General features: G+C 69.7%; 15 protein-coding genes and 1 pseudogene. 7 read left to right on the top strand and 9 right to left on the bottom strand.

The annotated features are described in order from the left end of the window. Positions 1–204 precede the first annotated feature (204 nt). The gene (locus ABD357_RS17565; protein WP_344391136.1) at positions 205–1446 is read left to right on the top strand and encodes a lactonase family protein; all 1242 of its coding nucleotides are present in this window, start codon (positions 205–207) and stop codon (positions 1444–1446) included. A 63-nt stretch (positions 1447–1509) separates the two neighbouring features. Here the strand turns inward: ABD357_RS17565 and ABD357_RS17570 are convergent, their stop codons facing one another. From ABD357_RS17570 to ABD357_RS17585, 4 genes are all read right to left on the bottom strand, one after another. After that, a complete protein-coding gene (locus ABD357_RS17570; RefSeq protein ID WP_344391138.1) occupies positions 1510–2259 on the bottom strand; it encodes an alpha/beta hydrolase in 750 nt (249 codons plus the stop codon). Positions 2260–2273: 14 nt separating this feature from the next. After that, positions 2274–3728 (bottom strand): NAD(P)/FAD-dependent oxidoreductase, encoded by a 1455-nt coding sequence (locus ABD357_RS17575; RefSeq protein ID WP_344391141.1) that lies wholly within the window; start codon positions 3726–3728, stop codon positions 2274–2276. A 67-nt stretch (positions 3729–3795) separates the two neighbouring features. Then, the gene (locus ABD357_RS17580) at positions 3796–4776 is read right to left on the bottom strand and encodes a zinc-binding dehydrogenase (RefSeq protein WP_344391142.1); all 981 of its coding nucleotides are present in this window, start codon (positions 4774–4776) and stop codon (positions 3796–3798) included. A gap of 69 nt (positions 4777–4845) precedes the next feature. Further along, the gene (locus tag ABD357_RS17585) at positions 4846–6024 is read right to left on the bottom strand and encodes an FAD-dependent oxidoreductase (protein ID WP_344391145.1); all 1179 of its coding nucleotides are present in this window, start codon (positions 6022–6024) and stop codon (positions 4846–4848) included. A 185-nt stretch (positions 6025–6209) separates the two neighbouring features. Here ABD357_RS17585 and ABD357_RS17590 point away from each other — a divergent pair, with 185 nt between their 5' ends. Continuing rightward, on the top strand, positions 6210–6896 hold the full coding sequence (locus ABD357_RS17590; protein ID WP_344391146.1) for a pentapeptide repeat-containing protein: 687 nt from the start codon (positions 6210–6212) through the stop codon (positions 6894–6896). A 224-nt stretch (positions 6897–7120) separates the two neighbouring features. Here ABD357_RS17590 and ABD357_RS17595 read toward each other — a convergent pair whose 3' ends face one another. Continuing rightward, on the bottom strand, positions 7121–7621 hold the full coding sequence (locus ABD357_RS17595; RefSeq protein ID WP_344391147.1) for a hypothetical protein: 501 nt from the start codon (positions 7619–7621) through the stop codon (positions 7121–7123). 113 nt (positions 7622–7734) lie between these two features. Here ABD357_RS17595 and ABD357_RS17600 point away from each other — a divergent pair, with 113 nt between their 5' ends. Next, entirely contained in the window at positions 7735–9141 is a 1407-nt protein-coding gene (locus ABD357_RS17600; protein WP_344391149.1) for a M1 family metallopeptidase, read from the top strand. 39 nt (positions 9142–9180) lie between these two features. Here the strand turns inward: ABD357_RS17600 and ABD357_RS17605 are convergent, their stop codons facing one another. Beyond that, complete coding sequence (locus tag ABD357_RS17605) at positions 9181–9642, bottom strand: NUDIX hydrolase (RefSeq protein ID WP_344391150.1); 462 nt, start codon at positions 9640–9642, stop codon at positions 9181–9183. An 83-nt stretch (positions 9643–9725) separates the two neighbouring features. Between ABD357_RS17605 and ABD357_RS17610 the strand changes: the two genes are divergently transcribed. Both ABD357_RS17610 and ABD357_RS17615 read left to right on the top strand, forming a co-directional pair. Next, positions 9726–10280, top strand: a complete 555-nt coding sequence (locus ABD357_RS17610; RefSeq protein ID WP_344391151.1) for a GNAT family N-acetyltransferase — start codon at positions 9726–9728, stop codon at positions 10278–10280. Then, positions 10277–10804, top strand: a complete 528-nt coding sequence (locus ABD357_RS17615) for a DinB family protein (protein WP_344391152.1) — start codon at positions 10277–10279, stop codon at positions 10802–10804. The genes ABD357_RS17610 and ABD357_RS17615 overlap by 4 nt, the downstream gene beginning before the upstream one ends. Positions 10805–10969: 165 nt before the next feature. Here ABD357_RS17615 and ABD357_RS17620 read toward each other — a convergent pair whose 3' ends face one another. Beyond that, entirely contained in the window at positions 10970–11437 is a 468-nt protein-coding gene (locus ABD357_RS17620; RefSeq protein ID WP_344391153.1) for an ATP-binding protein, read from the bottom strand. Positions 11438–11668: 231 nt separating this feature from the next. Between ABD357_RS17620 and ABD357_RS17625 the strand changes: the two genes are divergently transcribed. Both ABD357_RS17625 and ABD357_RS17630 read left to right on the top strand, forming a co-directional pair. After that, a complete protein-coding gene (locus tag ABD357_RS17625) occupies positions 11669–12523 on the top strand; it encodes a helix-turn-helix domain-containing protein (RefSeq protein WP_344391156.1) in 855 nt (284 codons plus the stop codon). 11 nt (positions 12524–12534) lie between these two features. After that, positions 12535–12726 carry a DUF397 domain-containing protein gene (locus tag ABD357_RS17630; RefSeq protein WP_344391157.1) on the top strand — a complete coding sequence of 64 codons (192 nt, stop codon included), beginning with the start codon at positions 12535–12537 and terminating at the stop codon, positions 12724–12726. A 60-nt stretch (positions 12727–12786) separates the two neighbouring features. Here ABD357_RS17630 and ABD357_RS17635 read toward each other — a convergent pair whose 3' ends face one another. Then, positions 12787–13362: a TerD family protein gene (locus ABD357_RS17635; protein ID WP_344391158.1), complete on the bottom strand. Its 576-nt coding sequence runs from the start codon at positions 13360–13362 to the stop codon at positions 12787–12789. A 138-nt stretch (positions 13363–13500) separates the two neighbouring features. Next, positions 13501–14064: pseudogene (locus tag ABD357_RS17640) on the bottom strand (hypothetical protein); the annotation flags it as partial.

Raw genomic sequence — 14064 nt, forward strand, 5'->3', positions numbered from 1 at the left:
AAGTGGTACTGGGCGACCTGGAAGTGCTGACGCCCTCCGGTTCTGTTTCCTAAGAGCTCTCACGAGTTCTTACCAGACCCTTGCGCACCGCTTACGAGACCCTGACGCGGGCCCGGAACCGGTTCGTCTCACGTCCCCCACTGGTCACTCTGGTGCTGTTCGCAGGGCGCGGACGTTGGGGGACGAGAGACCGAGGAGCCGGGCGTGGGTACGTACGACAGGAATGGCCGTCGCAGTGGGCACAAGAGTGGGCACAGGGCGAAGTCCAAGTCGCGCCGGGTCATGATCGGGGCCGGGGTGCTCGCCTCGGTGGGGGCGGTGACGGCGGCGGTTTCCGTGGCCAATGCGGGGCAGTACGCCCGCACCACGTCCGCCGGAGCCGATCAGGCCGTGTTCGTGCAGGGCAACGAGCTGGCCGGGAACACGATCCATGTGTTCGCGCGGGGTGACGACGGCAAGTTGTCGCCGGCGGGGGAGTTCGCGACCGGCGGCAAGGGCGGTGACCAGGTCGAAGCGCCCACCGATTCCCTTGCCTCGCAGGGCTCGCTCGTCTACGACGACGCGTCGGGGATGCTCCTTGCCGTCAACGCGGGCAGCGGCACGGTGACGTCGTTCCGGGTCGAGGGCACCGAGCTGAAGGATCCGAAGCAGGTGGATTCCGGAGGGGAGTTCCCGGCGAGCATCGCGGTGCGCGGGAAGGTGGCTTACGTGATGAATGCGGGCGGAGCGGGCAGCGTTCAGGGCTTCACGATCACCAAGAAGGGGCTCAAGCCGCTGAAGGGCTCGCAGCGTTCGCTGGGGCTGGACAACGAGAACGTGCCGCGCTTCGACACCTCGCCCGGTGAGGTCGAGTTCACCCCGGACGGCCGCAACCTGGTGGTCACCACCAAGGCCGCCAACACGGTCGAGGTGTTCCCGCTGAAGCGCAACGGGCTGCCCGCCGTCGACGAGCCGGTCGTCAACAAGTCCGCGGGCGGTGTGCCGTTCGCGATCAGCTTCGACAAGTCGGGGAAGCGGATGCTGGTCGCGGAGGCGGAGAAGTCGACGGTGACCGCGTACCAGGTGAAGCGCAACGGCAAGCTGAAGGTCCTGCAGGAGCCGCTGACCAACGGTCAGGAGACGCTGTGCTGGCTGGTGCGCGCCGGTAACTACTTCTACGGCGGCAACACCGGGAACTCCACGGTCAGCGGCTACCGCATGGCCAAGAGCGGCGAACTCGCCCTGACCAACGACGTGGGCATCGCCACCCCGCCCTCCGCCAACTCGCAGGGCGTGATCGACCTCGCCGTGACCGATGACGAGAAGTTCGTCTACGTCCAGAACGCGGTCTCCGGCACCGTCGACGGCTTCCGCGTCGAGAAGAACGGCGCGCTTACGAAGGTCACGACCGCCGAGGACCTGCCGGTCTTCGAGGAGGCGGGAATGGAGGGCATCGCCGCGAAGTGACGCCGCCATCAGACGTCGCCATCAGACGCCCGCCGTCAGACGGCGGGCGTTTGGCCCAGGTCGTCACCCGTTGACCTGGGCCTTTCTGCCGGAGCTGTCGAGGTCGGGCACCTTCAGGCCCGCCGCCGACGCGATGACGCGGGCGGTGCGGAGGCCTTCCTCGTACGGAGTGCCGCCGTGGACGGGGCGGCAGCGGCCCAGTTCCGGGGCGTACTCGGCCATGACCGCGCCCGCGTGGTCGGTGGTGAGTTCGGTGAGTGGAGCCGGACGGCCGCAGTCGGCGAGGACCGACTGGAACTCGAGGGCGTTGTTGAAGTCGCAGACCCTGTCGGCCGTGCCGTGGACCAGGTGGATCGGCAGGGGCGGCGCGGTGGCGCAGACGGCCATGGGGGAGGGGAGGCCGAGGAGGGGTTCGGGCTGGTTGTAGCGGGCGGCGATGCCGACGACGGCTGCCGGGCGCCAGTCCTCCGGGGGGTGGGGCTGGAGGGCGGTGGCCATGGCGGCCCGGCCGCCGAGGGACCAGCCGACGAGCACGACACGGGCCGGGTCAGGTACGTAATCCCAGGTGAAGCGGAGGGAGGCCGCCAGTTGAGGCCGTCCGCCGTCGGGGGCGTCGGGCCGCCAGTCGGGGACGATCACGGTGGGGCCGAGGCGGGCGACGGTGGCGGCGAGGGCGCCGAGGACGTCGCGTTCGGCGGGACCGCGCCCGTGCCAGAGAAGGACGGTGGGCGCGTCGGGATCGGCGCCGTGGTGGATGTCGAGGAGCTGGCCGTCGGCGGTGTAGCGGACGGTGTCGATGACGGTGGTGTCCATGTGTGCCCCCTGCCTCAGCGGCCCGCGACCCGGTCGGCGATACGTGCCAGCCGGGACGACTGCGCGGCCTGCGTGCCCTGTTCACGGCGATCGGCGGCTCGATACGTCGCGTACATGCCGTGTACCCCGATCCAGCGCAATGGCTCGGGTTCCCACTTGCGGACCTTGTGACCGACCCACGGCAGGGCGGTGAGCTCGGTCGCGCCGGACTGCCCGGAGTCCTGCTGGATCAGATCGCACAGGGTACGGGCGGCGAGGTTGGTGGTGGCGACTCCGGAACCGACATAGCCGCCGGCCCAGCCGAGCCCGGTGGAACGGTCGAGGGTGACGGTGGCGCACCAGTCGCGGGGCACGCCGAGGACGCCGGACCAGGCGTGGGTCACCTCGACGCCGGTGAGCTGTGGGAAGAGGCGGAGAAGGAGCGCCCGTAGCGCCTCGATGGTCGCCGGCTGCGTACGGCCGTCGTTGTCCGTGCGGGAGCCGAAGCGGTACGGGACGCCGCGGCCTCCGAGCGCGATACGGCCGTCGGCGGTGCGCTGGGCGTACATGTACGCATGCGCCATGTCACCGAGGGTTTCGCGGCCATCCCAGCCCACTGACTCCCACTGCTCGGCGGTGAGCGGTTCGGTGGCGATCATCGACGAGTTCATGGGGAGCCAGGTGCGTCTGTGGCCCTTCAGCGAGGCGGTGAAGCCCTCGGTGCAGCGCAGGACGTAGGGCGCGCGGACGGTGCCGTACGGAGTGACCGCGTGCTTCGGCCGGATCTCGGTGACCGGGGTCGACTCGTGAATGGTGACGCCGAGCGCTTCGACGGCCTTCGCGAGTCCCTGGACGAGCTTGACGGGGTTCAGGCGGGCACCGTGCGGCGTCCAGGTGGAGCCGACGGCGTCGGCGACGCGAATGCGCTCGGCGGTCTCGCGGGCGCCGTACAGCTCGCGGTCCTTCTCGCCGAATGAGAGCTCTGCCTCGTGGAAGGCCTTGAGGCGGGCCAACTGGGCAGGGGTGCAGGCGACTTCGAGTACGCCTCCCCGGTGGATGTCCGCGTCGATGACCTCCGCCTCGGCGACCCGGACGACCTCCGCCACCGTCTCGTTCATCGCCTTCTGGAGGCGTACGGCGGCCTCGTGGCCGTGCACGCGCGCGTGGCGGTCGCGTCCTGCGATGCCGTTGTAGAGCCAGCCGCCGTTGCGGCCGGAGGCGCCGTAGCCGCAGAACTTCTGTTCAAGGACGGTGATACGGAGGAAAGGGGAGGCCTTCTTCAGGTAGTACGCGGTCCACAGGCCGGTGAAGCCGCCGCCGACGATGACGACGTCCGCGGCGGCGTCCGAGGGGAGGGGTTCGCGGGGCGCGGGGAGGCCCTGTTGTGCGTACCAGAACGATATGCCGCCGTTGACGACGGTGCGGGCGGTGTTTCCCCCGGCCGTGCTGCCGGTGTGCTCCGTGCCGCCCACGCTCTGCGTGCTGCTCATGCGCGGGACGTTAGCTTCTGAGGGTCGTGGGTGTCTCCTCCGGAGACCGAAAGTGGGATCGGTTACTTCACGGCTCCAGAACCACCTTGCCGATCGTCCCCCGGTTCTCCAGCGCGCGGTGGGCGGCTGCCGCCTCGGCGAGGGGGAAGCGCTGGACGGCCGGGGTGAGGCGGCCGGCGGCGGCCTCGGTGAGGGCGCGGAGCTCCAGGGTGCGTACGGGGTTGGGGCCGCCCGCCTTCATCATCATCACCGGGCCGAGGACCTGCTCCGACACGCCCTCGACTATGAGGGGGCTGCCGTCGTGCAGCCCCTCGTCGGACCAGCCGAAGACGATGTGCTTGCCGCCGGGGCCGAGGAAGCCGACGGCCGTACGGGCCACCTCGCCTCCTACGCCGTCGAAGACGACCGTGGCCTTCCGGCCCCAGAGGAAGTACTTGACCTGGTCGGGCCACTCCGGGTCCTTGTAGTCGACGGCGAGATCGGCGCCGTTCTTCTCGACGAGGGCCACCTTCTCCGGGCCGCCGGCGAGGCCGATCACGGTGGCGCCGGCGTGCTTGGCGTACTGCACGAGGAGGGTGCCGATGCCGCCCGCGGCGGCCGGGATCACGGCCACGGAGGAGGGGCCGAGCTCGGCGAACTGGAGGATTCCCATCGTCGTACGCCCCGTGCCGATCATGGCGACGGCCTGCGCGAAGTCCAGGTTCTCCGGGATCTCGTGGAGGCGGTCGGCGTCGGTGACGGCCAGTTCGGCGTACCCGCCCGGGACGAGGCCCAGATGCGCCACGATCCGCTTGCCGAGCCAGAGTCGGGCGACGCCCTCGCCGAGGGACTCGACGGTGCCGGCGACCTCGCGGCCGGGGATGGTGGGCAGGTCGGGCAGTTCGGGGAACGGGCCCCGGTCGCCCTCGCGGATCGCGGTGTCGAGGAGGTGGACGCCTGCCGCGGCGACGGCGATGCGTACCTGGCCGGGGCCCGGCTCCGGGTCCTCGACCTGCTCGTACGTGAGGTTCTCGGCAGGGCCGAAGGCGTGCAGGCGGATGGCGTGCATGAAGGGCTCCTGGGGTTCTCGAGCTGTCGCGTTCGTGAGCTGTCGTGCTCGCGCCCTCAGCCTCGTACCTCAAGCTTGCTTGAGGTCAAGCCCTGCTCTGCGCGGGATGTCGAAGGCGAGGGACACGGCCGTCAGGGCGCTGTTGAAGGACACCTCGGAGAGCACGCCGGGGGCCGCGACCTGGTCGCCCGCGAGGTAGACGCCGTCGCCGCGGTCGACGGCGGGGCGGTCGCGCCAGCTGGTGCCGGGGAAGTCCACAGCGCCGGTACGTCCGTTGGCGATGGCCTCGCTGCGCCAGGCCACGCGCTCGCGCCAGCCCGGGAAGCCGAGGTCGAGAAGTTCCTCGGCGCGGGCGATGCCGGCGGCCCGCGGCTCGTGGGGCGCGATCGGGATCTGCCCCTGGATGAGCTGTTCGCCGGCCGGGGCGAGCGTACGGTCCTGGGCGGTGAACCGCTCGATCCAGCCCGCCGCGTCCAGGTCGGACACGGCGAACGCGTCGCCCCGGCGGGTCCGTACGGCCAGATCGATCAGGACCGTACGACCACTCGTCCAGGTCAGCGACTCGTCGCGGAGGAGACGGCGGGCGGCGTCGAGGGAGGTGGCGACTATGACGGGCCCCTGCCTGCCGAACTCGTCAAGGCTCTCGACACGGGACAGCGTCTCCATGCGTACGCCCAGGTTCCAGGCGCGTGCCGCCATCCGGTCGATGACGCTCGCCCAGCCGCCGCGCGGGTAGTGCGCCTCCGGGGGCAGCTTCGTGGCGCGCCGCAGCCGTTCCTGCACGAAGGCGGCGGAGAGGGCGCCCGGGTCGTGGTGGAAGAGGGCGACGGCGGAGTAGTACGCGGCTGCGTTCGCGCCCTCTTCTCCGGCGATGTCGGTGGCCCACGTCCTGAAGTCGACGTCTACGGGCGCCTGTTGGGCCGTACGGCGGAGAAGCTTGAGCATCGCGAAGGGCGGGGTGCGGCGGAGGGTGCCCTTGTGGCGGAGGCGCAGTCGGGCCGCTTCCAGGGGCGGGAGCGGGGCGAGTTCGCCGATCAGGCCGCGTTGCTTGAGCCAGGTCCAGTGGGGGCCGCCCTTGTAGAGGGCGTGCGGGCCTTCGTTCGTCTTGTACGGCCCCTCCGCGGTGCGGGCGCGGCCGCCGAGGGTGTGGTGGGCCTCGTACACGGTGACTTTGGCGCCCGCCTCGGCGGCGGAGATGGCCGCGGTCAGTCCGGCGAAGCCGCCGCCGACGACGGTGATGCGGTGCATGGCTGGGGGTCTCCCTACTGGTCCGGTGCGTGAGTGTGGTTCGTGGGTGTGGGTTCGTGCGTGTGGGTGGGTGCGCGCGTGTGCGTGACTCGTAGGTATGACTCGTTGAGGGGCCCGATGTGTGACATCGCGGGCGTATGTGCAGCTCAAGGGGTTTGTCAGTGGTGGGGTGCAGGATGGTGGGCATGGTGAGGCGGGCGACGGATGAGAAGACGGCGGTCAAGAGGGCACGGCGTCCCGAGGTGCGGCTGCCGCCGCTCGTGCCGTACGGGCGCGGCGAGCTGGAGCCGGACGGGGACTATGACGGCCTGGAGTTCCGGGAGGCGGACCTCGCCGCGCAGGACGGCGCGGGGGCCCGCTTCATGGACTGCGCGCTGACAGGGTGCGCACTGGACGAGACACGACTGCGCCACGCGCGCGTGATGGACTCCGTCCTCACGGGGATACGGGGCGTCGGCACCGATCTGGCCGAGGTCACCCTCCGCGATGTGGAGCTGGTGGACGCGCGACTGGGCGGCGTCCAACTGCACGGTGCCGTACTGGAACGGGTACTGATCCGCGGCGGCAAGATCGACTACCTGAACCTGCGCAAGGGTCGGCTCCGGGACGTCGTCTTCGAAGGCTGCGTGCTGGTGGAGCCGGACTTCGGAGGCGCGCGGCTGGAGCGGGTGGAGTTCGTCGACTGCGTGCTGAAGGGAGTGGACTTCAGCGCGGCGACGCTGACGGATGTGGACCTTCGGGGGGCGGCTGAGGTGGATATCGCGCGGGGGGTGGACCGGTTGGCGGGGGCGGTGATCAGTCCGGCGCAACTGCTGGATCTGGCGGCGGTGCTGGCGGCGGAGATGGGGGTTCGGGTCGTCGCCGACGGCTGAGCGGTCGGGCCCGTTGGGACGTCACGGCTCGGGGAGCGCCCCGTAAGGGGCGCGGGGAACTGCGCGACCAGCCACAACGAACCCGCAGCCGCGACACGCCCTGTCACCCCCCACCCCCTGCTCGTGGGCTCTGGGGGCGCAGCCCCCTCACGCGGCGGAGCCGCACATCGATACAGCCGGGAAGGGGCGGGCTTGGGTAAAGAAACCCCCCGCCCTGCACCGCGTCAGGGCACCCTCGGAAAGCGTGCCTGGAGGGTCCAGATCGCCGGGTTCTCCGCGAGAGCGTCATGCAGATCGCACAGGTCGGCGATCAGATCGTGCAAGAAGTCCCGCGCCTCACGCCGGAGTTCGGCATGCGAGAAGCTCAGCGCAGGCTCCTCCACCGGCATCCAGTCGGCTTCGATGTCCACCCACCCGAAGCGCCGCTCGAAGAGCATCCGGTCGGTCGACTCGGTGAAGTCCAGCTCGGCCCGCTGCGGGCGCGAGGCCCGCGAGCCCGCCGGATCCCGGTCGATCCGCTCCACGATGTCGCACAGCGCCCACGCGAAGTCGAGCACCGGCACCCATCCCCAGGCTGTGGACAGTTCCCGGTCCGCCTTGGTGTCGGCGAGATAGACGTCGCCGCAGAACAGATCGTGCCGCAGGGCGCGGACGTCCGCGCGGCGGTAGTCGGTCTGCGGAGGATCCGGGAAACGGGAGGAGAGGGCGTAGCCGATGTCGAGCACGTATGTGATGGTGTCACGCTCGCGTGGGGCCCTGACATGCCCCGATCCCAGCCCCGATCCCAGCCCTGGTCCCAGCCCTGCCCTCCGGCCCGGATCCCTTTAGGATCGCGAACGTGCCCCGCCATGCCCGCTTCGTACCGGCCGTCGCGTCCACCGTGGCCCTCGCGCTCACCCTGACCGCGTGCGACACCGGCAGCGCGCGGGACACGACCGGTGCCCCCGGCATAAACGACCCGTACTTCCCGAAGGCGGGCAACGGCGGCTACGACGTGACCCACTACGCCCTGACCCTCGCCTACGACCCCAACTCCCGCCGCCTGTCGGGAACCGCGGAGATCGAGGCGCGGACGAAGCAGGACCTCACCTCGTTCAACCTCGACCTCAAGGGCATGAAGGTCACCGCGGCCGAAGTCGACGACACGTCCGCCGGCTTCCACCGCGGCGGCGACCACGAGCTGACCATCCGCCCGCACGACGCCCTCGACAGGAACACCACCTTCCGCACCACCGTCCACTACTCCGGCCGCCCCGGCACGATCACCGACCCGGACGGTTCACAGGAGGGCTGGCTCAGGACGGCGGACGGCGCCCTCGCCCTCGGCGAGCCCACCGGCTCGATGGCCTGGTTCCCCGGCAACCACCACCCGAGCGACAAGGCCACGTACGACATCACGATCACCGTCCCCGAGGGCCTGAAAGCGGTGTCCAACGGCGAGTTGAGGCGCGAGGGGACGGAGAAGGGCCGCACGACCTTCGCCTGGCACGTCGGGGAGCCGATGGCGTCGTACGTGACGACGGTCGCGATCGGCGAGTACGACGTAGGCCGCTCGAAGACCGCGAACGGCCTGCCGGTGTACGTGGCCGTCGACCCCGACCAGTCGAAGGCGAGCGCCAAGGTCCTCGCGCGTATCCCCGAGATCATGCGGTGGGCGGAGGAGAACTTCGGCCCGTACCCCTTCTCCTCCACCGGCGCGATCGTCGACCGGGCGAACGACGCGGGCTACGCCCTGGAGACCCAGACCCGCCCCGTCTTCCCCGGCGCCCCCGACATGGCCCTCCTCGTCCACGAACTGGCCCACCAGTGGTACGGCAACTCCGTCACCCCCGAGTCCTGGCGCGACATGTGGCTCAACGAGGGCTTCGCGACGTACGCGGAGTGGCTCTGGCAGGAGGACCACGGCGGCGACACCGCCCAGGACACCGTCGACGCGCTGTACGACCACGGCGAGGACACCTACGAAAACCTGTGGGCCTTCCCGCCCGCGAGCCCGACGAGCGACGCGCACATCTCCGACGACCCCGTCTACCAGCGCGGCGCCATGGTCCTCCACAAGATCCGTGAAACGACCGGCGACGCCACCTTCCACGACATCCTCCGCGGCTGGCCGGCCACCCGCCGCCACGGCAACGCGAACACATCCGACTTCACGGCGTACGTGGAACAGCAGGCACCGGACGAGGACTTCACCACGATCTGGGACGACTGGCTGTACGGGGACGGAAAGCCGGACCACGCCTGACCGCACCCGCCTCAGGGTTCGCCCCCTGCGCCCCGCGCGTCACGCCTCACGCCCGTCCAACGCCGCGAGCAGTCGCGGCAGTTCGGGCGGCCAGACGGATTCCGCCGCGTCGGCCAACTCCTTCAGCGTCCACCACTTCCAGCCCAGCACGCCCTCCTCGCTGTGCATGGCGCGGATGTGGTCGCCGCCGTCCGGCTCGCGGCGTGGTCCGTACGCCACGTAGATGTGCTCGTGTTGGTGGACGGGGACGCCGGCGCGCGTGAAGTCGTGCTCCCAGGTGCACAGCAGGGGCCCGGGGGTGAGGTCGGCCCAGCCGGTCTCCTCGCGGAGTTCGCGCAGGGCGCCCTCACGCGGGCTCTCGCCGGGTTCGAGACCGCCGCCGGGCATGGCCCAGTGGATGCCGACCTCTTCGTTGTCGTACCGGAAGAGGAAGACCGCTCCCTCCGGGTCGAGTACGGCGATACGGGCGGCCGGACGTGGGGTGCGCGGTTCGAGAGACATGTCCGCAGGCTAGGCCCAGTGCTGGTCGATCGCGGTCGGCTAATTTCGTTGTCCGGCCACGGCATCTGGGATAGCAAGGGCGCGTGATACGTGGTGACAGGGTCGGGTTGCGCACTCGGCAAGACAGTGATGTCCCGGTTTTTCAGGCCGAGTTGTACGACGACGTGGTGACGCGATCGCGCACCGACCCCCGTCCGTGGCGGCCCCTCCCGCCGGACGCGGAGGAGTCTCCCGCCGCGGGCGCCGAGCCGTCGGACGAGAGGGCGTACTTCTCGGTGGAGGAACTGGAGTCGCAGGAGCTGGCCGGTGAGGCCGTGCTGTGGGGCATCGACCTGCACAACAGGACGGCCCACCTGGGGATCACCCTGCTCCCCGCCTTCCGAGGACGTGGTCTGGCGGCCGACGTCCTCGGTGTCCTGTGCGAGTACGGCTTCGCGGTACGCGGCCTGCAACGGCTGCAGGTCGAGACCCTCGCCGACAACACCCCCATGATCGCGGCCGCGACCAGAACCGGCTTCACACTCGAGGGCACCCTGCGCCGCTCCGCCTGGGTCTACGGCTCTTTCATCGACGAAGTCGTCCTCGGTCTCCTCGCCGAGGAGTGGGCACCTGTGAGGAAGGCCCGAGGCGACCGATGAACGTATCCCGATGTGACCTGCTGCGCCGGCAGTTCGAGCTGACCTGGTCGCTCTTCGAGTACCACCTGGAGAGGCTGGAGCCCGAGGACTTCCTGTGGGAGCCGACGCCTCACTGCTGGACGGTGCGCCCGAACCAGGACGGGACATGGGTGCCGGACTGGGCGGAAACCGAGCCCGAGCCCGTCCCGGTCCCCACGATCGGCTGGCTGAGCTGGCATATCGGCTGGTGGTGGAGCGTGAGCATCGATCACGCGCGGGGGCGTACGCCTCGGGAGCGGACCGAGATCACATGGCCGGGTGACGGGACGGCGGCCGTCGAGTGGCTGCGCGGCCTCCGCGGTGACTGGCTGGCGGTACTGGACCGCCTCACCGACACCGACCTGGACGCCACGGCCCCGTTCCCCTGGCAGAACGACCCCGAGCACACCATCGCCCACATGCTCGCCTGGGCGAACGCGGAACTGATGAAGAACGTCACCGAGATCGGCCAACTCCGGCTGCTGCGGGCCGCGTCCGCGGCTTGAGCAGGGGAACGAGGCTTGAGCGGACCGTGGACGCGTGCAGCGGTTCTCCGACGGGTCCGGGGGTCGGGTCTGTGGGTGCTGGTGCACGTTTTCGTGAGCACTTCGCGCCGCGGTGTCCACGAGGCGCTCGTTTGAGCGTCTCGTGAACAAACTCCCGCTGAGTGTTCACGTTTTTGCGCGGTAGGGGTGATGAGCCCGCGAGCTGTCATCCCTACAGCGGCACACTGGGCTTTGAAGCTCGAACCAGACGTGTTTGCCGTCCCGGCCGGGGCTGTATGCCGGGCCGACGCCCCAGGTGTGCGCGAGGGCTTGTACGAGGAGTAAGCCGCGCCCGCCTTCGCTGTCCTGTGCGGCTTCGGAGGGGAGCAGCAGCCCTGCGGGGCCGTCGTCGTATACGGCCACGCGTACGCCTTCGGCCAGAACTGCTGTCTCCAGCTTGATGGTTGGCGTGCCGGTGTGCCGTACGGCGTTGGTGACGACCTCGGAGACAAGTGTGCGGGCGGTGTCGGCGAGGTGCGGGGCGTGGCCGTTGGCGGCGAGGAGTATGGCGACGGTGTCTCGGCAGATCTTCGGGCTGAGGGGCGAGTTGGGGGTGGTGAGCTGGTACGTCGGCGGGCCGGCGTTGGCGTTCATGGTCTTCAAATCTCTGTCCGTGTCGAGGGTTTGCGCGGCGGGGGCCACCGTGGCTCGGGCACCGTGGGGCGGGCACCTGCACTGCGGATTCACTGGCCCGCCGCGCGCTGACCGTTTCGAAGGTAGGGGCAACCTTGCAGTGGAGCAAGGTTGCCCCGAAAGGTTCACTCGAGTGAGTGGACCCTGCTCGTCGTGACACGGCAGACTCGGACGCCGAGAGGAACGGAACCCATGCCACTGAGAGAAAACCCCTCCGCTCGCCAGGTCCGACTGGGCACGGAACTAAGGAAGTTGAGGGAGGCCGCAGGCAGGACGGCCCGCGAAACCGCAGGCCTGCTCTCGACCGACCAGGCCAAGATCAGCCACATCGAGGCGGGCCGACTGGGCATCAGCGAGGAGCGGATCCGACGGCTGGCGGTGTTCTATGCGTGCGATGACGCCGAACTCGTCAACGCGTTGTGCGCGATCGCCCGGGAGTCTCGTGGGCAGGGCTGGTGGGATGCGTACCGCGGGATCCTCGCTCCCGGTTTCCTGGACGTGGCCGAACTGGAGCACCACGCAACGTACTTGCGTGCGCTCCAGCCGATGACGCTCCCCGGCGTCTTCCAGACGGAGGATTACGCGCGGGCGATCTACGGCGGTCACATCCCTCCCCTCCCTGCCGAGGAGGTGGACGTCCGGGTGGAGTTCAGGCTGAAGCGCCGCCAGGTCTTCGAGCGCGACGCTCCGCCGCCCTTCACCGTCGTGATCCACGAGGCGGCCCTGAGGATGCGGATCGGCGGGCGCAAGGTCGCGCAGGCGCAGCTCGGCCACCTGCTGGAGGTCTCCGAGTGGCCCACCGTCACGCTGAAGGTCATCCCCTTCACGAGCGAAGACTTCGTCGAGGCAACACAGCCGGTCTTCTACGCCGGGGGAGTTGTCCCCCACCTGGACACAGTCCAGGTGGACAGCGCCGTGGGCGGCGTCTTCCTCAGCATCGCCACTCAGCTCAAGAAGTACGGCACCCTGCTGGACCTCGCGGAGCAAGCAGCACTCGACGCCGAGCGCTCCCGACGGTTCATCCACGACATCGCGCGAGAATTGTGAGAGCCCACACCATGCCCGTGAACTGGCAGAAGTCGTCCTTCTCCGGGGCCGGCGGTGAGAACTGCATAGAGGTCGCCCGCACCGAAGCGCACCTCCTCCTCCGCGAAAGCGACGCCCCCACCGACATACTCGCCCTGCCCCTTCTTGGCCTGGCGTGCCTCATACGCCACATCAAAGCCGAGGATTTCAAAGCGGGGAAATGACGGCGGAGCCCCCAGTCACCAAGTGACTGGGGGCTCCGGCAAAAACAGGCGTGCCGAAACTCAGACGCTTACGCCGAAGTCCTGGGCGATGCCCACGAGGCCCGAGGCGTAGCCCTGGCCGACCGCGCGGAACTTCCACTCGGCGCCGTTGCGGTAGAGCTCGCCGAAGACCATGGCGGTCTCCGTGGCGGCGTCTTCCGAGAGGTCGTAGCGGGCGATCTCCGTGCCGCCGGCCTGGTTGACGATGCGGATGTAGGCGTTGCGGACCTGGCCGAAGTTCTGCGAGCGGGTCTCGGCGTCGTAGATGGAGACCGGGAAGACGATCTTGTCGACGTCGGCGGGGAGGCCCGCGAGGTTGACGTTGATCGCCTCGTCGTCGCCCGCGCCCTCACCGGTGCGGTTGTCGCCGGTGTGGACGATGGTCTGGTCCGGAGTCTGCTTGTTGTTGAAGAAGACGAAGTGACCGTCGGAGTAGACCTTGCCCTGGGGGTTGACCGCGATGGCCGAGGCGTCCAGGTCGAAGTCGGTACCCGTGGTGGTGCGGACGTCCCAGCCGAGGCCCACGGTGACAGCGGTCAGGCCCGGAGCCTCCTTGGTGAGCGAGACGTTGCCACCCTTGGACAGGCTTACAGCCATTGTTGGGAGTCCTTCCCTCGTTGACGTACGTACGGCAAGTGCGGTGCGTTGAACTCAGTGCTTCGTACGGGGACGAAGCTACCGTCACCCCTATGAACGTCGCGGGGGGTCCCCCGGGTTCCGCCCACTTTACTTTCTTTACCGTTCCTTGCGTTGTCGGCGAGTGCTGGCCGAGTCAGCGCATTCCGGGCCAGGTGTGAGGCGTCTGGCGTCGGGTGCACCCCGAACGGTCCTGGGTGCGGGGCACAGCACGAGTTGGTCACCGTGGTCCAGCCGGGTCTTACCGCCCCGATGAGGCGTGCCCGTTGTCCTGGGTGGGCTCGTGGTCCCTCGCGGTCTGGGGGCGGGTCCGGTCTGGCCGGTAGCTCTCCGCGCAACGATCCTCCGGCCGTTGGCGGTCACACCTGGCCGACGCCGGATCCGGTGACCCAGGCCACGTCGTCCGATGGCCACGGCAGCGGCGTGGTGCCGCGTCACTGTGGTCGTGGTCTGCTGCTGGAGGGGTTGCTGCCAGTGGGCGGCTCCCCAGCGTGAGGTGTAGGCCGGGTCCACCGCGATGACGACCAGGCCGCGGTGGTAGGCCATGTTGCGCAGCCGTTCGCGGAAGCGGGCGGTGGGGATGCCGGAGACGGTGCGGCGGAAGGTCTTGCCGCGCCGTCCGCGCCCCATGGTCTCGCGGCCGGTGGCGCGAGCGTCGGTGAA

The organism is Streptomyces vastus (assembly GCF_039532825.1).
Taxonomy (GTDB): Bacteria; Actinomycetota; Actinomycetes; order Streptomycetales; family Streptomycetaceae; genus Streptomyces; species Streptomyces vastus.